Annotated in this window: 17 protein-coding genes; 6 read left to right on the top strand and 11 right to left on the bottom strand. The window is 71.8% G+C overall.

Going from position 1 to position 17,824, the window contains the following annotated elements:
* Positions 1 to 27: 27 nt before the first annotated feature.
* The 5 genes from ACNTMW_RS15965 to thrS all read right to left on the bottom strand — a co-directional run bounded on the left by ACNTMW_RS15965 (position 28) and on the right by thrS (position 4,111).
* A complete protein-coding gene (locus ACNTMW_RS15965) occupies positions 28 to 384 on the bottom strand; it encodes a YbjQ family protein (RefSeq protein ID WP_426634369.1) in 357 nt (118 codons plus the stop codon).
* 275 nt (positions 385 to 659) lie between these two features.
* The gene (locus ACNTMW_RS15960; protein WP_426634368.1) at positions 660 to 1,448 is read right to left on the bottom strand and encodes a DUF3618 domain-containing protein; all 789 of its coding nucleotides are present in this window, start codon (positions 1,446 to 1,448) and stop codon (positions 660 to 662) included.
* Positions 1,424 to 1,939, bottom strand: coding sequence for a phage holin family protein (locus tag ACNTMW_RS15955; protein ID WP_426634366.1), 516 nt, complete (start codon positions 1,937 to 1,939; stop codon positions 1,424 to 1,426). The genes ACNTMW_RS15960 and ACNTMW_RS15955 overlap by 25 nt, the downstream gene beginning before the upstream one ends.
* Entirely contained in the window at positions 1,936 to 2,793 is an 858-nt protein-coding gene (locus ACNTMW_RS15950; protein ID WP_426634364.1) for a hypothetical protein, read from the bottom strand. The genes ACNTMW_RS15955 and ACNTMW_RS15950 overlap by 4 nt, the downstream gene beginning before the upstream one ends.
* Before the next feature lie 94 nt (positions 2,794 to 2,887).
* The gene (gene thrS, locus ACNTMW_RS15945) at positions 2,888 to 4,111 is read right to left on the bottom strand and encodes a threonine--tRNA ligase (RefSeq protein ID WP_426634361.1); all 1,224 of its coding nucleotides are present in this window, start codon (positions 4,109 to 4,111) and stop codon (positions 2,888 to 2,890) included.
* Between the two features lie 420 nt (positions 4,112 to 4,531).
* Between thrS and ACNTMW_RS15940 the strand changes: the two genes are divergently transcribed.
* Genes ACNTMW_RS15940 through ACNTMW_RS15930 form a run of 3 tightly spaced genes read left to right on the top strand, consistent with a single transcriptional unit; the run spans position 4,532 to position 6,516 of the window.
* Positions 4,532 to 5,164 (top strand): pyridoxamine 5'-phosphate oxidase family protein, encoded by a 633-nt coding sequence (locus ACNTMW_RS15940; RefSeq protein WP_426634359.1) that lies wholly within the window; start codon positions 4,532 to 4,534, stop codon positions 5,162 to 5,164.
* Between the two features lie 30 nt (positions 5,165 to 5,194).
* Positions 5,195 to 6,007 carry an Fpg/Nei family DNA glycosylase gene (locus tag ACNTMW_RS15935; RefSeq protein ID WP_426634358.1) on the top strand — a complete coding sequence of 271 codons (813 nt, stop codon included), beginning with the start codon at positions 5,195 to 5,197 and terminating at the stop codon, positions 6,005 to 6,007.
* The gene (locus ACNTMW_RS15930; RefSeq protein ID WP_426634356.1) at positions 6,004 to 6,516 is read left to right on the top strand and encodes a 2'-5' RNA ligase family protein; all 513 of its coding nucleotides are present in this window, start codon (positions 6,004 to 6,006) and stop codon (positions 6,514 to 6,516) included. Before ACNTMW_RS15935 ends, ACNTMW_RS15930 begins: the two co-directional genes overlap by 4 nt.
* 98 nt (positions 6,517 to 6,614) lie before the next feature.
* On the opposite strand, the gene ACNTMW_RS15925 is transcribed toward ACNTMW_RS15930, so the two are convergent.
* Positions 6,615 to 8,018 (bottom strand): NAD(P)H-quinone dehydrogenase, encoded by a 1,404-nt coding sequence (locus tag ACNTMW_RS15925; protein WP_426634355.1) that lies wholly within the window; start codon positions 8,016 to 8,018, stop codon positions 6,615 to 6,617.
* Between the two features lie 144 nt (positions 8,019 to 8,162).
* Between ACNTMW_RS15925 and ACNTMW_RS15920 the strand changes: the two genes are divergently transcribed.
* Complete coding sequence (locus ACNTMW_RS15920) at positions 8,163 to 8,621, top strand: gamma-glutamylcyclotransferase family protein (RefSeq protein WP_426634354.1); 459 nt, start codon at positions 8,163 to 8,165, stop codon at positions 8,619 to 8,621.
* A 57-nt stretch (positions 8,622 to 8,678) separates the two neighbouring features.
* On the opposite strand, the gene ACNTMW_RS15915 is transcribed toward ACNTMW_RS15920, so the two are convergent.
* The 3 genes from ACNTMW_RS15915 to ACNTMW_RS15905 all read right to left on the bottom strand — a co-directional run bounded on the left by ACNTMW_RS15915 (position 8,679) and on the right by ACNTMW_RS15905 (position 11,447).
* The gene (locus ACNTMW_RS15915; RefSeq protein ID WP_426634353.1) at positions 8,679 to 9,500 is read right to left on the bottom strand and encodes an SCO6745 family protein; all 822 of its coding nucleotides are present in this window, start codon (positions 9,498 to 9,500) and stop codon (positions 8,679 to 8,681) included.
* Positions 9,501 to 9,538: 38 nt separating this feature from the next.
* Positions 9,539 to 10,627, bottom strand: a complete 1,089-nt coding sequence (locus ACNTMW_RS15910) for a hypothetical protein (RefSeq protein WP_426634352.1) — start codon at positions 10,625 to 10,627, stop codon at positions 9,539 to 9,541.
* A gap of 172 nt (positions 10,628 to 10,799) precedes the next feature.
* Positions 10,800 to 11,447 carry an MBL fold metallo-hydrolase gene (locus ACNTMW_RS15905; RefSeq protein ID WP_426634351.1) on the bottom strand — a complete coding sequence of 216 codons (648 nt, stop codon included), beginning with the start codon at positions 11,445 to 11,447 and terminating at the stop codon, positions 10,800 to 10,802.
* Between the two features lie 107 nt (positions 11,448 to 11,554).
* Here ACNTMW_RS15905 and ACNTMW_RS15900 point away from each other — a divergent pair, with 107 nt between their 5' ends.
* Positions 11,555 to 12,673 (top strand): DUF4349 domain-containing protein, encoded by a 1,119-nt coding sequence (locus tag ACNTMW_RS15900; protein WP_426634349.1) that lies wholly within the window; start codon positions 11,555 to 11,557, stop codon positions 12,671 to 12,673.
* A gap of 97 nt (positions 12,674 to 12,770) precedes the next feature.
* Here ACNTMW_RS15900 and ACNTMW_RS15895 read toward each other — a convergent pair whose 3' ends face one another.
* Positions 12,771 to 14,222 (bottom strand): amidohydrolase, encoded by a 1,452-nt coding sequence (locus ACNTMW_RS15895; RefSeq protein ID WP_426634348.1) that lies wholly within the window; start codon positions 14,220 to 14,222, stop codon positions 12,771 to 12,773.
* Between the two features lie 854 nt (positions 14,223 to 15,076).
* Between ACNTMW_RS15895 and ACNTMW_RS15890 the strand changes: the two genes are divergently transcribed.
* A complete protein-coding gene (locus ACNTMW_RS15890; RefSeq protein WP_426634347.1) occupies positions 15,077 to 15,976 on the top strand; it encodes a hypothetical protein in 900 nt (299 codons plus the stop codon).
* A 162-nt stretch (positions 15,977 to 16,138) separates the two neighbouring features.
* On the opposite strand, the gene ACNTMW_RS15885 is transcribed toward ACNTMW_RS15890, so the two are convergent.
* Entirely contained in the window at positions 16,139 to 17,743 is a 1,605-nt protein-coding gene (locus ACNTMW_RS15885) for an acyl-CoA mutase large subunit family protein (RefSeq protein WP_426634346.1), read from the bottom strand.
* Positions 17,744 to 17,824: the final 81 nt, after the last annotated feature.

Here is a 17,824-nt window from a genome sequence, read left to right as displayed (position 1 = left end):
CCCGGCCGGTGGCGCCGCCCCGGCCGGTCAGCCCGCCTCGGTACCCGTCACCTGCCGGCCGGGGGCACCGACGGTGACCGGCCGCGCGACCACAGCGGTGCCGTAGGCGCACAATTCCACCCAGTTGCCGGTGATGTCGCGGTTGTCGAAACGCATGCCGATGACCGCCGTGGCGCCCCGACTGCGCGCCGCGTTGATCATCTGTGCGATGGCCGAGGCGCGGCTCTGCACGAGCACCCGAGCCATCTCCGCGCCCACACCGCCGTCGAGCGCGGCGAAGCCGGCCACATAGGGATTGCGGGTGCACGCTGTCACGCCGAGCACCTCGCCGAGGACGGCCTGGATCTCGTAGCCGGGCAGGCTCTCCGTCGTAACGACCAACACAAATGGAGGGTAGGCCCGCCGGGTCGCGCCCACTGCCGTTTTGGACCGGCACCGCTTTGGGCGCTAAACGTCAGGTACCTGACTATCGCCTACTACGGTCCCGGCATGGACCACGTCCCCCGCTGACGGCTGACCGCTGACGGCTGACCGCTGACGGCTGACGGCTGACGGCTGACGGCTGACGGCTGACGGCTGACGGCTGACGGCTCCAAGATTTTGGACACGTGGCGGGCCTACCGCACCGCCACGTGTCCAAGATCGCGGAAGGGTATCGGCTACGTAGCGCTGCGCACCTGCTCGGCGGTGTCCTTGGCGGACAGCTTCGTCTGTTCGGCGGCGCCCTTGGCGGACGACTTCGCCTCGTCGACGGTCGTCTGCGCGGCGTTCACCGCCGTCTCCTTCACCTGGTCGACCGCCTCGCGTACCGGGTCGGCCATGTCCTGCTTGAGCTGCTGCGCGGACTCCGTGAGCGGCTCGCGTACCCGATCGACGAGGTCACCGGCGTTGTCGCGGAGCTGCTGTGCGGCCCTCCGCTCGACGTCGGTCTCCGGGATGAGGGAGGCGGCCAGCATCCCCACCCCGAAGGCGATCACACCGGCGGCGATCGGATTGCCCTGCGTACCGCTCGCCACGGCCCGTGGCGCCTGGCGGACCGTCTCCGCCACGCTACCCGCGGCGTCGCTCACCGTGTCGCCCGCCCGGTGCGCCAGGTCACCGACCCGGTCACCGGTGCGGTGCGCCAGGTCACCGACCCGGTCACCGGTGCGGTGCGCCAGGTCACCGGCCTGGTGCGCCGCGTCGGTGGCCTTCGCCCCGGCCCGGTACGCCAGGTGGCTGGCCGTGTCGGTCGCCTGTCCCGCCGTCGCCTGCACCGAGTGGGCCGCTTCGGTGGGCGTACCCATCACCTTGTCGCTCACGCCGCGCACCTTCTCCTTCACGGCGGCCCAGCGCCGCTGGGCCACCCGGCTCGGGCTGGTCCGTTCCGCCAGCCGGTCCACGTCCCGGGCGAGCGCGGCCCGGGTGTACTCGATGTCGTTCCTTATCCGGTCGGGTTCTTCAACCACCGTGCGTCCTCCTTGATCGTCTCGACGGTCTGCCGGGGCATCGGTGAGACGGTGCTCAGCCTGCGTCGGCCGTTCAGGTACAGCACCGCTCCGGCGGCCGCCCAGACGACAGCCACGATCAGTGCCGCCCAGCCGAGATCCATGACGTTGCCCAGCCCGAACATGACGGCCAGCGTGAGGAACAGGGCCACCATGTACCCGGCGACGCCGGCCCCGCCGAGCATCCCGGCGGCCTTGCCGGCCTTGACGGCCTCCTGACGCAGCTCAGCCTTTGCCAGCTCGACCTCCTGCCGGAACAGGCGGGACAGGTCGTCGCTGATGTCGGCGATGAGCTGGCCGATGGACGTTCCCTTGGGCTCGGTGTGCAGGTGCTCGGTGTGCAGGTGCTCGGTGCGCGGGTGCTCGGTGCGCGGGTGCTCGGTGTGTAGGTGCTCGGTGTGCAGCGGCTGGGTGTCCAGCGTCTCGCTCCGACGCGGGTACGGCGCGGTCATCGCAGCCCGTCCTGACTCGAACCGCCGTACCGCGACGCCGGGGCGCCGGTGGCGACCCCGCGCTCGTACTCCGGCGCCTCGACCGGATCCGACACGGGCACCGGGCTACCGGTACCGGCCGCGAGGTACTCGGTCGCGTTCGCGGGGGCCGGCGGTGTGTGGGGGTACCCCGTCATGGCCGCAATATCCGATGTAGACGGACGCTCGACCGCGGTCGGGTACGTGGCGGCGACCGGCGTGGCGGGCTCGGCGGCGCTTGACGGGTAGCCGGCCGTCGGGTACGACGGCTCGGGGCTCATCCGCGGGATGTCGGAGACGAAGGCGTCGCGGCGCGGCGCGCCAGCCGACGACCCGGCCGACGAGCCGGTCGTGCCGCCGAACACGCCCTTGCCGAGCCGGCCGACCAGGAAACCGGTGACCGCCGCCGTGGCAAGGAAGGCACCCGGGCGGCGCCGGGCGAAGTCCGTCACCTCGTCCAGCACGCCCTCCGGGCCACGTTCGGCCAGGTAGTCGGCCATCTGGCGGCTGCCCTGGGCGACCCGCGAGACCACCGCCCGCGCCGGCGAGTCGCCGCCGTCGGCCACCATGCCGTCCAGTTCGTCGGCCATCCGGCGCATCCCGTCGGTGAGCCGGTCGTGCTGGCCGCGAAGCTGCGAACCCATCTGGTCGCGGAGTTCGGCGGCCACGCCACGGGCCTGGGCGGAAACCTCGCCGACCACCTCGCGGGCCTGGTGCCCGGCGGTCTCCGCGACGTTTCCGGCCGCGCGGCCGGCGGCGTCGGTCGCCTCGCCGACCACCTGGCGGACGGCACCGGAGTTGTCGGGGGCACGCGCACCGGTCTGAGTCTCATCCATGCTGACCTCCGTGGATGTCCGGGAAGGGTTCCCCCACTGGCTACCCGTTTCCGCTGCCCGCCACACGGCCGACATCGAGAAATCGACCACCCCGCTACGGCAGCAGGGCGGTCGGCGACCGGACCGCCACCACCCGGGTGACCAGGGCGAGCGCCTCGTCGACGGGTAGCCGATCGCGGCGGGTACCGTCGCGCAGCCGCATCGACACCGAACCCTCGGCTGCCTCCCGGGCGCCGAGGACCGCCACGTACGGCACCTTCCGGCGCACCGACGCCGCGCGTACCCGCGCCGCGACCGTGCCGTCCCGGTCGACCTCGGCGCGCAGCCCCGCCGCGACGCAGCGGTCGACGAGTTCCTCGGCCGCCGCGCACTGCGCCTCCCCCACCGGTACGGCGACCAGGTGCACGGGCGCATACCAGACCGGGAACGCGCCGCCGTGCACCTCGACGAGGTGCGCGAAGAGCCGTTCCAGGCTGCCGACTACGCTGCGGTGCACCAGTACCGGCCGGACCCGCGCGCCACCCGCATCCACATAGGACAGATCGAACCGCGCCGGTTGGTGGAAGTCCACCTGGACGGTCGACAGGGTCACCTCCCGGCCACCCGCGCCCGCGACCTGTACGTCGATCTTCGGTCCGTAGAACGCGGCCTCCCCCGGAGCGTCCTCGTACCGCACGCCCGCCCGCCGCAGCGCCTCGCGCAGCATCGCCTCCGCGCGGGCCCAGCCCGCCGGGTCGTCGACGTACTTTCCCTTGCCACCACCGGCGAGCGAGAGCCGGTACCGCGCGGACGGGATGCCGAGAGCGCCGTACGCCCGCCGGACCATCGCCAGTACCGCGGCCACCTCGTCGACCACCTGTTCCGGGGCGCAGAAGAGGTGCGCGTCGTTGAGCGAGATGGCCCGCACCCGCGACAGTCCACTCAAGACACCGGAGCGCTCGGCCCGGTACATCGGGCCGATCTCGGCCACGCGCAGCGGCAGGTCCCGGTAGGACCGCCCGCGCGCGGCGAACACCATCGCGTGGTGCGGGCACAGGCTCGGTCGCAGGTACAGCTCGTCGGTGCCGTCCGGGATACCGGCGAACATGTCGTCGGCGAAGTTCGCCAGATGCCCGGACCGTTCGTACATCTCCCGCCGGGCCAGCGGCGGCGAGTAAACGTGCCGGTAGCCGGCCCGCCGCTCCTCCTCCCGCAGGTAGGACTCGACGGCGTACCGCGCCGCGGCGCCGTCCGGCAGCCAGATGGGCAGCCCGGCGCCGACCAGCGGCGCCGAGTGGAACAGTTCGAGGTCGCGGCCGAGCCTGCGGTGGTCGTTCACGGTGTCTCCTCTCCCGCCGGGACGCCGGGGGCCGAGGAGCATCCACGACGGCCCCGGGGCTGGCGTCCCGGGGCCGTCGTGGATGGCTTACGTGTCAGCGCATCGGTCGGCTACGCCGGGGAGTGCCCGGCGTGGTCGTGTCGATGGCGCGTCGCATGTCGGCGACCTTAGCCGGGACCGCGGTCGAGCGCAGCGATTAACGAGCCCTGATCGTCGTCGGCATCCGGTGACCAGGCGCCCGGTCGCGGTACACCGTGCACCCCTCGGCGGCCAGTGGCCGCCGCCGACAGGCGGAATCGGAAGCGCCGTCGACAGGCCCGAATGGGGAGCGCCGTCAATCGGCCGGAATCGGGAGCGACGCCGACGTGCCCCAGCAACTACGCTCAGAGCCCGGGCACTATCCGCAACGGGGAGGATGCGATGGTGGACACGGCCGCGTTCGTAGAGATCACGTCGGAGGCCGAGCTGCGGGACCTGCTCGGCGAGCCGATGCCGCGGGCGGTGGCCAAGGAGCGGGTACGGCTGCACGAGCGCGACCGGGAGTGGCTCGCGGCGTCGCCGTTCTGCCTGGTGGCCACCGCCGCCGCCGACGGCACCTGTGACGTCTCCCCCAAGGGCGACCCGCCGGGCTTCACGTACGTCATCGACGACACCACGATCGCCGTCCCCGAGCGCCCCGGCAACCGGCGCGCCGACGGCTTCCTGAACATCCTGTCCAACCCGCACGTCGGCCTGATCTACCTGATCCCCGGCCGTCGCGAGACGCTGCGCATCAACGGCCGCGCCCGGCTGGTGCGCGAGGCGCCGTTCTTCGACGAGATGGTCGTCAAGGGACACCGGCCGCAGCTCGCGATCGTCGTCGAGATCGAGCAGATCTTCTTCCACTGCCAGAAGGCGTTCATGCGCTCGTCGCTGTGGAAGCCCGAGACCTGGAACCCGGACGTCCTGCCGCCGCACGCCCAGCTCGTCAAGAGCGTCCACGACATCCCAGAGACGCTGGAGGAGCTGGAGCGCTACTACGGGGAGCAGTACGCCGAGCGCCTCTACCGCTGACGCCCCGACCGGTCCGGGTACGGTCGACCGATGCCCGAGGGACACACCATCCGCCGCCTCACCGACCGGCACCGGGAGCTGTTCGGCGGGCGGCGCGTCACCGCGTCCAGCCCGCAGGGGCGCTTCGCCGCCGGCGCGGCCCTGATCTCCGGGTCGGTACTGGACGACACCGAGGCGTACGGCAAGCACCTACTGCACCGGTACGCCGGGGACCGGACCCTGCACATCCACCTCGGCCTGTACGGGAAGTTCTCCGACGGACCGGGGACGGCGCCGGCGCCGGTCGGCGAGGTCAGGCTGCGGCTGGCCACCGAGGAGCACTGGCTCGACCTGCGCGGCCCGGCCGCCTGCGAACTACTCACCCCGCCCGAGGTCAAGGCCCTGATCGGGCGGCTGGGCGCGGATCCGCTGCGCGACGACGCCGACCCGGCCGCGGCGTACTCCCGGATCAGGCGCAGCACCAAACCGATCGGCGCGCTGCTGCTCGACCAGTCGATCGTCGCGGGTACCGGCCTGATCTTCGTGACCGAGGCGCTGTTCCGGGCGGGGTTGCCTCCGACCGCGCCGGGACGGTCGGTGTCGCCGGCGGCCTGGGCGGAGATCTGGGCCGACCTGCGGGCGCTGATGCGGGCCGCGGTCGAGGTGGGCAGAATCGACACGGTGCACCCGGTGCACACCCCGGAGGCGATGGGCCGCCCGCCGCGGGTGGACCGGCACGGCGGTGAGGTGTACGTCTACCGACGCACCGGCCAGCCGTGCCTGGTGTGCGGCACGCCGGTACGGACGGCGCCGCTGGCCGGGCGTAACTCGTACTGGTGCCAGACCTGTCAGGGACCGGCGTGACCGCTGCGCTGGAGCTCTACTTCGATGCGACCGCCGAGCGCCGCATCCACGTCCTGTGGAACGCCCTCGCGGCCGCCGAGGTGCCGACGCTGCGCCAGATCAGCGGGCGGCACCGGCCGCACCTGTCCCTGGTCGGTGCCGAACTACTCGACGCCGAGACCGTCGTGCGGGCGCTGCGCGGCCTGCCGGTGGCGCCGCCGTTGCCGCTGTCGTTCCAGTACACCGGGCAGTTCGTCGGCCGGGTGCTGTTCCTCGGCCCGGCGCCGAACGCCGACCTGCTGGCCCACCAGGCGGAGGTGTGGCGGCGGCTGAGCGAGGCGGGCGTCGCACTGTCGGAGCTGTACGCCCCGGGCGTGTGGGTACCGCACGCCACGATGTCGATGCGGGTCCCCCGCCCCGCGCTCGCCGAGGCGATCCGCCGTTGCCTGGAGTTCCTGCCGATCGAGGCGACGATCTCGGCGGCCGCCGTGGTCGACCACAAGCGCGACATCCGCGTCCCGCTCCGCTGACGCCATGATCGTCACAACTTCCGGGAAACTGTGGCCATGGCAGCGGCTGGAGACCACGACTTCCGGGAAGTTGTGACGATCATGGGGACCGGCCGGGGTTACTCGAACTCGTGCTGCATCAACTGGCGGGCCGCCTCGGCGATCGAGCCGGACAGCGACGGGTAGATCGTGATCGTGTGGGCCAACTGGTCGACGGTCAGGTGGTTCTCGACCGCCATCGCGATCGGCAGGATCAGCTCGCTGGCCTTCGGCGCCACCACGACCCCGCCGACCACCAGGCCGGAGGCGGGCCGGCAGAAGACCTTCACGAACCCGTCCTCCAGGCCCATCATCTTGGCCCGGGCGTTGCCGGTCAGCGGCAGCATGACGGTACGGGCCGGCACCTTGCCGCTGTCGATGTCCGCCTGGCTGACCCCGACCGAGGCCAGCTCGGGGTCGGTGAACACGTTGGCGGCGACGGTCTGCAGCTTCAGCGGGGAAACCGCCTCGCCGAGCGCGTGCCACATCGCGATCCGGCCCTGCATGGCGGCGACGCTGGCCAGCGGCAGCACGCCGGTGCAGTCGCCGGCGGCGTAGATGCCGGGCACGTTGGTACGCGACACCCGGTCGACGGCGACGTACCCGCCCGGGCCGATCTCCACTCCGTACTCCGAAAGGCCCAGCCCGGACGTGTTCGGGATCGCGCCGACCGCGATCAGTACGTGGGAGCCCTCCACGGTCCGGCCGTCCTGCATCTCGACGACCACGCCGTCGCCCGCGCGCCGGGCGGCGGACGCGCGGGCCCGGCCCATGATCTTCATGCCCCGGGAGCGGAACACATTCTCGATGACGACGGCGGCGTCCGGGTCCTCGGTCGGCATCACGCGGTCGCGGCTGGACACCAGGGTGACCTCCACGCCAAGCGCGAGGTACGCCGACGCGAACTCGGCGCCGGTCACACCGGAGCCGACGACGACGAGGTGCCGGGGCAGCTCGGTCAGGTCGTACACCTGCCGCCAGTCCAGGATGCGCTCGCCGTCGGGGCGGGCGTCCGGCAGCTCGCGCGGGGTGGCCCCGGTCGCGATCAGGACCGTCGTGGCGTCGACGGTGTACTCCGGGTCACCATTCGCCGGGGTCACGACCACGCGGTGCAGGTGGCCGAGGGTGTCCGCGCCGAGCCGGGCGCTGCCCTGCACGAACCGTACGCCCGCCTTGGTCAGCTTGGCGCAGATGTCGGCCGACTGCGCGGCGGCCAGCCGCTTCACCCGGCCGTTGACCACGGCCGCGTCCACGCTGACGCTGGCGAGACTGGCACCCCGGATACCGAACTCCTCGGTGTCGCGGTAGGCGGTCACGACGTCCGAGCTGGCGATGAACGTCTTCGACGGCACGCAGTCGTGCAACACACAGGCGCCGCCGGCGCCCTCGCGCTCGACGACGGTCACCTCCGCCCCGAGCTGAGCCGCGACCAACGCCGCCTCGTAACCCGCGGGCCCTCCACCGATGATCACAACCCGATTCACAGGCACAAGCCTAGAGCGGCCGCGCCGGAACGGGCGTCGCGGGTCATATCGGCTCCGACACGCTCCGCAGTATGCGGGTCATATCGGCTCCGACACGCTCCGCAGTATTCTGCCAGCGGCCCGCCGGGAGATATGGTCAGCGCCGTGCGTCATTACGCCGCGTACGGCTCAAACCTGGACCCCGCACGGATGCGGGCATACTGCCCCCGTTCACCGATGGTGGGCGTCGGCTGGATCGAAGGCTGGCGACTCACCTTCGCCGGGGACGACGTCCTCGGCTGGGAGGGCGCGGTCACCACGATCGTCGAGTCCCCCGGTGACCGGGTCTTCGTCGCGTTGTACGACGTACACCCCGAGGACGCCCGGCAGCTCGACGAGGTCGAGGGGGTGGCCGCCGGCACGTACCGCAAGATTCACGTCCGGGTGGCCACCCTCGACGGCGACGTGACCGCATGGATCTACGTGTTCACCGGGTACGAGGGCGGCATTCCGACCGCGTGGTACCTGAGTGAGCTGGTGCAGGCGGCGGAGAAGGCCGGCGCACCGGCGGACTACGTCGAACAACTGCGGGCCCGCCCCACCCGCCCCGATCCCCAGCCGTAACGCACCGGAGCCGCACCGCACCCGAGCCGTGGCGCGCTGGGCCCGGCCGTGCCTCGGTCAGCGGAACTCCGGCCCGCGGTTCGCGGCCCAGTCGTACGTGCGGCCGGACCGGATCGGCAGGTGCGGGTGGCGGTCGTTCTGGCGGTCCTTGTGCAGCTGCCTCGCCGCATCCAGCAGGTCGACCAGTTCCTGGCGCTGATCGGGTTCGAGGGCCCGGTACGCCTCGCCGGCGATCCGGTCGGTCAACGCCTCCGCCCAGGCGCGCTTGCGCAGCAGGGGCGCGCACGGAGGGTACGGCGGCAGCCAGCCCAGTGCCGTGGCACCGGACTCGCCGTCCGGCCCGGCCACGATCGCCTCCAGCGGGGTGAGCGCACTCGCCCGGACCGCCTGGATGTGCGCCGCGCCACGGTGTTCATGCAGCAGGTGCAGCAGAACCGCGGCGCGGGCCGCCGGTGCGGTGTCCGGTACCGGCATCGCCCGCCAGGCTGCGAACAGCGGCATACCGGTCGGGTCGGCGTGCACCGCCACCCGCTCGGTCAACTCCACCAGCCGGGACAGCCCGTAGAACGACTCCAGGTTCTCCCGGCCCCACCGGCAGCACTCCGCGATGTGGTAGCCGGCGATCTTCCGCGGCGGCGCGACCCTGCCGGCCGTCTCCCAGCCGTCGCGGACCGCGTCGGCCGCGACGAAGGCCATGGCCGCCGCGGCGGTGTCCGCCCCTACGTCGCCCATCGCCCCCGCGCGCCCGGCCACGTAGAACGCCCAGCCGGTCAGGCCCAACTGGCGGGCCCTGCGCATGGTCCGGGGATCATGGTTGAAGGCGCTGCCGAGTGCGAGTACGGCGTTCTTCGCAGCCGCCGCGGTCTGCTCGGGTGTCACCCGCTCATTGTGCCGGCGTCGTCGCGTTCCGTCAGGCTCTACTCCTCGGTTGCCAGCCTGTCCACCATCGCGCTGGCCTTCTCGACCCGCCGCCGCGCCGCCGTGACGGCCCGGTCGGCCAGCGCCCGCGCCGCTTCGGCCTCCGCCAGTGCGGTACGCGCCGCCAGCAGTTCCCGGTGTGCCGCGGCACGGGCCCGGCGGCGCTCGGCCGCCGCGGCGGCTTCCGCGGCCCGGCGCTCGGCCGCGGCCTCGGCAGCCCGGCGCTCGGCGGCCGCGGCAGCGGCGGCAGCAGCCTCGGCGGCCCGCCGCTCAGTCTCGGCGGCCTTGGCGGCATCCGCGGCCAGGCGTTCAACCGCGGCGACCTCGGCGGCCTTGGCGGCGTCCGCGGCCCGGCGCTCGACGGCGCGGGATCCGGGTGCCCCCATCGGCACCCTGCGGTCGCCCGCGGTGCCGCGATCGCCCGTCGTGCCGCGGCCGCCCGCAGTGCCACGGTCGCCCGCAGTGCCACGGTCGCCCGTCGTGCCGCGGCCGCCCGCGGTGCCACGGGTACCTTTCCCGGCTCCAGTGGTGGAGTCGGACACATCGGGCATCTCGGGCGTGTCGTCCTGGTCGGCGCCCCCGCGTACCAGGCGCAGCCGCGGCCGAGGTGTCTCACCGAACCCGGCGTACGCCACCGTCTTCGTGAGCTGACCCGCCCGTACCTGTTCAGCGACGTCCGGGTCGGCCAACGCAGCCGTCAGCGTGGCCTCGATCTCGGCGGCCGGCAGATTGGCCCGGCGGTACTCGTGGTGGGCGAGTCGGAGCGTCTCCCGAGACAGCCCCGAGACCACCGCCCGCCGCCGGGCGGACAGTTCTCTCAGCTCGTCACCGCGCAGGTCACGCTGCGCGGCGCGCAGGGCCTCCCCCAGTTCGAGCAGTTCCTCGACCAGCTCGGGACGGTGCCGGGCGAGGAGGTTGACCGCCCACGCCCCGACCGTCGGCCGGCGCAGTTCGGCGATCCGGGCGGCAAGGCCACGGTCACCGGCCGCCCGGGCACGCTTCACCGCGTCGTTGCGCGCGGCCACGAAGTCTTCGGGCGGCAGCGCGTACAGGTCGGCCGCGACGACGGCGAGCGGATCGGCATCCACCCACCTATCTTGGCCCAGGGTGGGCCGTTGGCTCCCGCACCGACCCGGTTCGTCCGACCCTCAGACACCGACCCGGTTCGTCCGACCCTCAGACACCGACCCGGTTCGTCCGGCCCTCAGACACCGACCCGGTTCGTCCGACCCTCAGACACCGACCCGGTTCGTCCGGCTCTCAGACGTCGACCCGCTGCCCCGGTTCGAGCCGCCCGTAGTCCGTCTTCGCCAAATTCTTCATGGTCTGCGTGACGATCTTGTGGCCGATGTCGTTGACGATCCCATCGTGCAGCGCGTACGCGCGGCGCGGCGCCACCTCGCGGACGAACTCCACTGCCTCGGACAGCTTCATCCACGGCCCCGCCACCGGCACCAGGACGGTGTCGACCCGGGCATCGGTCGGCACGTCGAACGAGTCGCCCGGGTGGTACACACCGCCGTCACCGCTCGGCGACTCGACGAAGAACCCGACGTTGGCGACCCGGGGCAGTTCCGGGTGGATGATCGCGTGCAGCCCCCCGTACACGCGTACCCGCAGCCCGGCGGCGGTGAACTCGTCCCCGGCGACCACCCCGGTGGCCACCCCGGACAGGTCACCGAGCTTCGCCACGACGTCCGGGTGCGTGTACACCTCGATGCTCGGCCGCTTGCCGAGCGCGTCGGCCAGCATCTCCACGTCCAGGTGGTCGAAGTGCTCATGAGTGATCAGCACCGCGTCGGCGCCGTCGAGGGCCTCCCGCTCCGACAGCGACCCCGGATCGATCACCACGACGGCGCCGTCGTGCTCCAGCCGTACGCAGGAATGGGAGAACTTCGTCAGCCGCATCGTGACCTCCTCGCATCGAAACCGATACCTGTCGCCGGAACCGCTGCGGCGGCCGGACGCGTCGGACGGTCGGCTTCACCGAAGGTGACCCTACCCGGGGAGGAGACATGTCAGTCACACGTCCGTCGAGGCGGCTGGCCGCAGCCACGCTGTCATCGGCATTGGTCCTCGTCGTTGTCGCAGGTTGCGCGGCCGGCGAGAGCAGGAGCACCAGCAACTCGGGGGCCGGCGTCGCCCAGCCCGCCGCGCCGCAGGGAAAGGACGCGGCCGGACAGCAACCGGCCCAGGGCGCGGCCGACCAGGGCGGGCCGGCCGCCCAGCAACCGGCCCAGGGTGGTCCGGCCGGGAAACCGGAGGCCGGCACCCCGGCTCAGGTGACCGTCGACTCCCGGGCACTGATCTTCACCGGTACCGTCACCGTTCAGGTCTCCGACGTCTCCCAGGCGGCCTCCGAGGTGAGCACGCTGGCCACGTCGGCGGGCGGCTTCGTCGGAGGCGACGACCGTAGCAGCGACTCCGACCGCGCCCAGGCGCGGCTGACCCTGCGGGTACCGTCGGCGCGCTTCGCCGGCGTGGTGGACGGTATCAGCAGGCTCGGCCGCAACGGCCGCGACGAGAGCCGGCAACTGTCCACGCAGGACGTCACCGATCAGGTGACGGACCTCGACGCCCGGATCGCGACCGGGCAGGCCAGCGTCAACCGGGTCCGCGACCTGCTCGCCCGGGCCCAGAACATCAGCGAGATCGTGTCCCTGGAGTCCGAGCTGTCGCGCCGGGAGGCCGACCTGGAGTCGTTGAAGTCGCGCAAGCGCAAGCTCGACGACCAGACGACCCTGTCGACCATCACCGCCGTCATCCTCGGACCGCAGACCGGCCGGACGAGCGGGTCGGACGACTCCGGGACCGGGTTCCTGGCCGGCCTGAAGGTCGGCTGGAAGGCATTCACCGGCTCGCTGACGGTGGTGCTCACCGTACTCGGGGCGTTGCTGCCCTGGCTGCTGGGACTGGGACTGCCGGTACTCGCGATCTGGTGGGCAGCACGACGGCTGCGCGGACCACGGACGCCGGCCGAAGCCGCGGCACGCCCGGGCGGCGTCGGGACGGCGCCCCCGGTCCAGCCGGGTACCGCGGCCACCTCGGCGGCCCCGGTGTCGCCAGCGGCACCGCCGGTCGTGGCGTCCAGACCGCGCAGCGGCACCTCCGAGCAGGTCACCGGGTCCGAGTGACGCCGTGGGGGCCGGGCGCACGACGCCCGGCCCCCACGGAACGGCCGGTTCCTGGCCGGCCCACTGTTTGTCGGTTCCTAGAACGCGTTGTCGGTTCCTAGAACGCGCCGGCGGACAGTGCGGCCAGGGCGGTGTGCACCATGATGCGTACGCCGTAGCCGATCGCCCGCTCGTCGACGTCGAACGCCGATTGGTGGATGTCGAACTTGACGTCGGAGCCGGGGATGCCGCATCCGAGGCGGATCATCGCTCCCGGTACCTGTTCGAGGTAGAATGCGAAGTCCTCGCCACCCATGCTGATCTCCGCCTCGACCACGCGGTCCGGGCCGAGTGCGGCGCCGGCGGCACCGGCGACGATGGCGGTGGCGAGCCGGTCGTTGACCACCGGCGGCACCCCGCGGGTGTACGTCACCTCGGCCTCGGCACCGGTACCCGCCACGACGTCGTGGATCAGCTTCGTGATCAGATCCGGCACCTCGCGCCACGCGTCGCGGTTGAGGACCCGGACGGTGGCCCGCGCGTACCCCTCGATGGGGATGGCGTTGGCGGCCTCACCGGCACGCACCGCACCGAAGACCATGGAGACGCCGGCACGCGGGTCGACGCGGCGGTCCAGCAGCGAGGGTACGTCGACGACGACCCGGCCCAGGGCGTGCACCAGATCGGCGGTCAGGTGCGGGCGGGCGGTGTGCCCGCCACGACCGGCGAGCTTCACCTCGACCTTGTCGGCCGCGGCCGTGAACGGGCCGGACCGGACACCGACCAGACCCACCGGTAGTTGCGGGTAGCAGTGCAGCGCGAAGATGCCGGCGACGTCCTTGAGCCCGCCGGCCGCGATCACCTCCGGCGCACCGGACGGCATCTGCTCCTCGGCCGGCTGGAACAGTAGCCGTACCCGGCCGGGCAGCTCGTTGCGCTCCGCGAGCTGCGCAAGGGCCAGGCCGACACCCAGCAGGACGGTCGTGTGGACGTCGTGACCACAGGCGTGGCAGGCGTTGTCGACCGTGGAGCGGTAGGGCACGTCCTTGGTGTCCGGCAGCGGCAGCGCGTCGAGGTCGGCGCGCAGAGCGATCACCCGGTCACCGGAGCCGATGTCACAGATGACCCCGTTGCCCTTGGGCAGCATGCGCGGCGCGAGGCCGGCGGCTTTGAGTTCCCGCGCAACCAGAGCGGCGGTCTCGAACTCCTGACCGGAAAGCTCTGGATGTGCGTGAATGTGCCGTCGTACGGCTACCAGCTCGGCGCCCCGTGAAGCGAGCCAGCGGTCGAGCTGACCGGGCAGCGGGTCGGCGCCGGGAGGCATCTCGGGCCAGGACGACGTCAGCGGGCTACTCGAAGGTAGCGACAACGCACTCGTCACGGTGAGTTCTCGATCTCGGTCTAAAGGATCAGCACGCCCCGTGCGCGCTGTCGACAGCCTAGCCCCGCCATGGTGACGGAGCGCAACATCATTCTCGTAGCGGCCGCGTAGCGCTACGTCACGAAAGCCCTGGTAGGGGCGGTTTGAGGACGCCGGACCCGCGGCATATGCGCTATCGGCCACTGACACGAACCCCACTCCTCCTACAACGTGTGACGGCCAAGCCGGTCACGTTTGAATTCGAAAATTACTCTTCGAGTCGGCACCCCGGCGGCTCATTTACCCAGCCAAGGCGGCGGCCACTTACGGAGCGTAACGACGACGAACGCCAGGCTGGCACGGATTCGGACAGGCCAGTCACACATACGGTCCGCCCCCGCCTCTTCCCTCGACCCGCTCATCGGCGGGTTCGTGGGCCCTGGAGCAAAGCCCCGATCTCTTTGCCCCGGTGTACGGATGCAAACACAGGACAGTTCGGCCTTTCGTCACGGTTTCCCGATATCGAGCCCCTTGGGCGCCTGGTACACGTAGATTACCCCTTTCATCACTCCAAACGCTTACTGCGAGTTCTGCCACTGTGCCGTTGGTCGCTCGATGCAACCCATACGGAGCGTCAATCGGTATATCGCTCGCTGTGATGACACCGGACCGCCAGCGGACCGCGGAACCGGACCGACCACCGCGCCCCCGGGACGCCGCAACGGACCAGCCACCCCCGGGCACCACCCGGCGCGGGTCCTGGCTCTCCGAGACCGGGCTCTGACTCCTCCAAGACCGGGCTCTGACTCCTCCAAGACCGGACTCTGGCTCCTCCAAGACACAGCCCGGCGCCGCCTCGCTCCCCTGGATCGCCGCCTCGCTCCCCTGGATCGCCGCCTCGCTCCCCTGGATCGCCGCCTCGCGCACCGCTGCGCGTCGCGCACCGCTGACGGAGTCATCCGCGCCATCCGTTGCCCACAGGCCGACCCGTCATCCAACGGTGTTATCCACAGCCAATGATCAGGGGTGGCGGTGGCTCTCGCGCTACCCGCACGCTCGACACCGTGCCCCGCGCCCCACGACGTTCCCCCGCCCTCGCCGGCATGATCTTCCTCGGTTCCCAGGCGGTGGCCGACGGCCTGCTCACGCCCGCAGACCTGCGAAGCCGAGCCTGGCAACAGATCCTGCACGGGGTCTACACCGACGCGGCCATCACGGTCACCCACCGGCACCGATGCCTCGCGGTGGCGCGGTTCGCGCTACCGCCCGGTGGCGTGATCGCCGGCCGCTCCGCCGCGTACCTGTACGGCGTGGACCTGGTCGCGGCCCGGGACCCGGTCGACGTGCTCGTCCCGCGCGGATCCGACCTCCGACTGGCCGGCGTGCGCAGCCACGTCGCCTACCTGGATCCCGGCGACGTGCGGCAGCTGGAAACGGTGCCGGTGACCAGCCCAGTGCGAACCTGCTGGGACCTGGCGCAGTGGTGCGGGGACCCCGTCGAACGGGTCGTCTGGATCGACGCGCTGGCCGCCGGTCGCGTCGTCACGCTGCCGGCCCTGGAGGAGTATGCCCGCAACCGTGCCGGCCACCGGGGCTGGCGCCGGCTCCTCGACGTGGTACAGCTGGCCGACCCGGGAGCTGGATCACCTCAGGAGTCGCGGTTGCGGGTCCGACTGGTACGCGCCGGCCTGCCCCGCCCGCGTACCCAGTTCACGATCGTGCACGAGGGGCGTTTCGTCGCCCGCTGCGACCTGGCCTGGCCGGAGTACCGGGTGGCGGTTGAGTACGACGGGATGTGGCACGCCGAGTCGGCGACCCAGATCCATGCCGACCGCCGGCGCCTCAACCGGATGGTCGCGGCAGACTGGGTCGTCCTGCACGTCACCGCCGCACGACTACGGGACGACTTCGCCAGTTTTGTCCGCGAACTGCGGGCAGTGCTCCGTTCGCGTGGCGCCCGATGACGCCCGATGACACCCGGACAGTGCCCCAAGATCCACACAATGTCGGAAACATTGCGGCATCGGCGCGATCCGTAGCAGCAAAGTTCGCGACATTGTGCGGATCTTGGGGCACGCGGACCGGGCACGCGGACGGGGTACGCGGGCGGCGGGCGGGAGACGGGGTCAGAAGCGGTCGCTCGGGCGGTACACGCCCCACACCTCACGCAGGGTGTCGCACACCTCGCCGACCGTGGCCTTCGCCCGCAGTGCCTCCTTCATCGGGTACAGGACGTTGTCCGTGCCCTCGGCGGCCTTGCGTAGTTCGGCAAGCGCACGGTCGACGGCGGCGTTGTCCCGCGACGCCCGCAGCGACGCGAGGCGCGAGGCCTGCGCCTCCCCGATCGTCGGGTCGACCCGCAGCGGCTCGTACGGCTCCTCTTCGTCGACGGTGAACCGGTTGACCCCGACGACGACCCGCGAGCCCGAGTCGATCTCCTGGGCCACCCGGTACGCCGACGACTCGATCTCGCGCTTCTGGAAGCCGGCCTCGATCGCCTCGACGGCCGACCCGAACTCCGCGACCCGCTCCATGAGCGCGACCGCGGCCTCCTCGATCTCCGACGTCATCGCCTCCACGACGTACGAGCCGGCGAACGGGTCGACGGTCGCGGTCAGGTCCGACTCGTACGCGATGACCTGCTGGGTACGCAGCGCCAGGCGGGCGGCCTTCTCGGTGGGCAGCGCGATGGCCTCGTCGTAGGAGTTGGTGTGCAGCGACTGGGTGCCGCCCATGACCGCGCCGAGCGCCTGCACCGCGACCCGGATCAGGTTGACCTCGGGCTGCTGGGCGGTGAGCTGCACACCGGCGGTCTGGGTGTGGAAGCGCAGCATCCACGACTTCGGGTTCTTGGCGCCGAACTCGTCACGCATGATCCTCGCCCAGATCCGCCGGGCGGCGCGGAACTTCGCGACCTCCTCCAGCAGGGTGGTGCGCGCGACGAAGAAGAACGACAGGCGCGGGGCGAAGTCGTCGACGTTGAGCCCCGCCTCGAGTGCGGCCCGCACGTACGCCACCCCGTCGGCCAGGGTGAAGGCGATCTCCTGCACCGGCGACGCACCGGCCTCGGCCATGTGGTAGCCCGAGATGGAGATCGTGTTCCACTTGGGGATCTCGCTGCGGCAGTACGCGAAAGTGTCCGACACCAGCCGCAGCGACGGCTTGGGCGGGAAGATGTACGTGCCGCGGGCGATGTACTCCTTGAGGATGTCGTTCTGGATCGTGCCGTTCAGCGCCGCCCCGGCGACCCCCTGCTCCTCGGCGACCAGCTGGTAGAGCAGCAGCAGTACCGAGGCCGGCGCGTTGATCGTCATCGACGTGGAGACCTTGTCCAGCGGGATGCCGCCGAAGAGCACCCGCATGTCCTCGATCGAGTCGATGGCCACGCCGACCTTGCCGACCTCGCCGTGCGCGATCGACGCGTCGGAGTCGTACCCCATCTGCGTGGGCAGGTCGAACGCGACCGACAGGCCGGTGGTGCCGTGGGAGAGCAACTGGCGGTACCGGGCGTTGGACTCCGCGGCGGTGCCGAAGCCGGCGTACTGGCGCATGGTCCACGGGCGGGAGGTGTACATCGTCGGGTACACGCCGCGGGTGAACGGGTACTCACCGGGCTCGCCGAGCCGCTCGGGCAGGTCGGCAGGGACGTCGCCGGCGCGGTACACCGGCTTGACGGGGAAGCCGGACTCGCTGCGACGACCCTCGGTGGCCGGTGTGTCGGCGCTGCTCATGCCGTCACCTCGCTACGCTCGCTCATACCCGCAGATGGTAAGCGCGCGTTAAGGAACGTGCCGCCTCCCGGGCGGTGAGGG

Source organism: Planosporangium spinosum (genome assembly GCF_049999945.1).
GTDB lineage: Bacteria > Actinomycetota > Actinomycetes > Mycobacteriales > Micromonosporaceae > Planosporangium > Planosporangium spinosum.
The sequence above is the reverse complement of the archived record's forward strand: the minus strand, read 5'-3'. Positions and strand labels throughout refer to the sequence as shown.

Excerpts from the sequence above, each read along its gene's own strand:
- ACNTMW_RS15955 (WP_426634366.1), bottom strand. The coding sequence starts at position 1,939 with ATGACCGCGCCGTACCCGCGTCGGAGCGAGACGCTGGACACCCAGCCG.
- ACNTMW_RS15950 (WP_426634364.1), bottom strand. The coding sequence starts at position 2,793 with ATGGATGAGACTCAGACCGGTGCGCGTGCCCCCGACAACTCCGGTGCC.
- ACNTMW_RS15940 (WP_426634359.1), top strand. The coding sequence starts at position 4,532 with ATGGTGGACACGGCCGCGTTCGTAGAGATCACGTCGGAGGCCGAGCTG.
- ACNTMW_RS15935 (WP_426634358.1), top strand. The coding sequence starts at position 5,195 with ATGCCCGAGGGACACACCATCCGCCGCCTCACCGACCGGCACCGGGAG.
- ACNTMW_RS15905 (WP_426634351.1), bottom strand. The coding sequence starts at position 11,447 with ATGCGGCTGACGAAGTTCTCCCATTCCTGCGTACGGCTGGAGCACGAC.
- ACNTMW_RS15900 (WP_426634349.1), top strand. The coding sequence starts at position 11,555 with ATGTCAGTCACACGTCCGTCGAGGCGGCTGGCCGCAGCCACGCTGTCA.
- ACNTMW_RS15885 (WP_426634346.1), bottom strand. The coding sequence starts at position 17,743 with ATGAGCAGCGCCGACACACCGGCCACCGAGGGTCGTCGCAGCGAGTCC.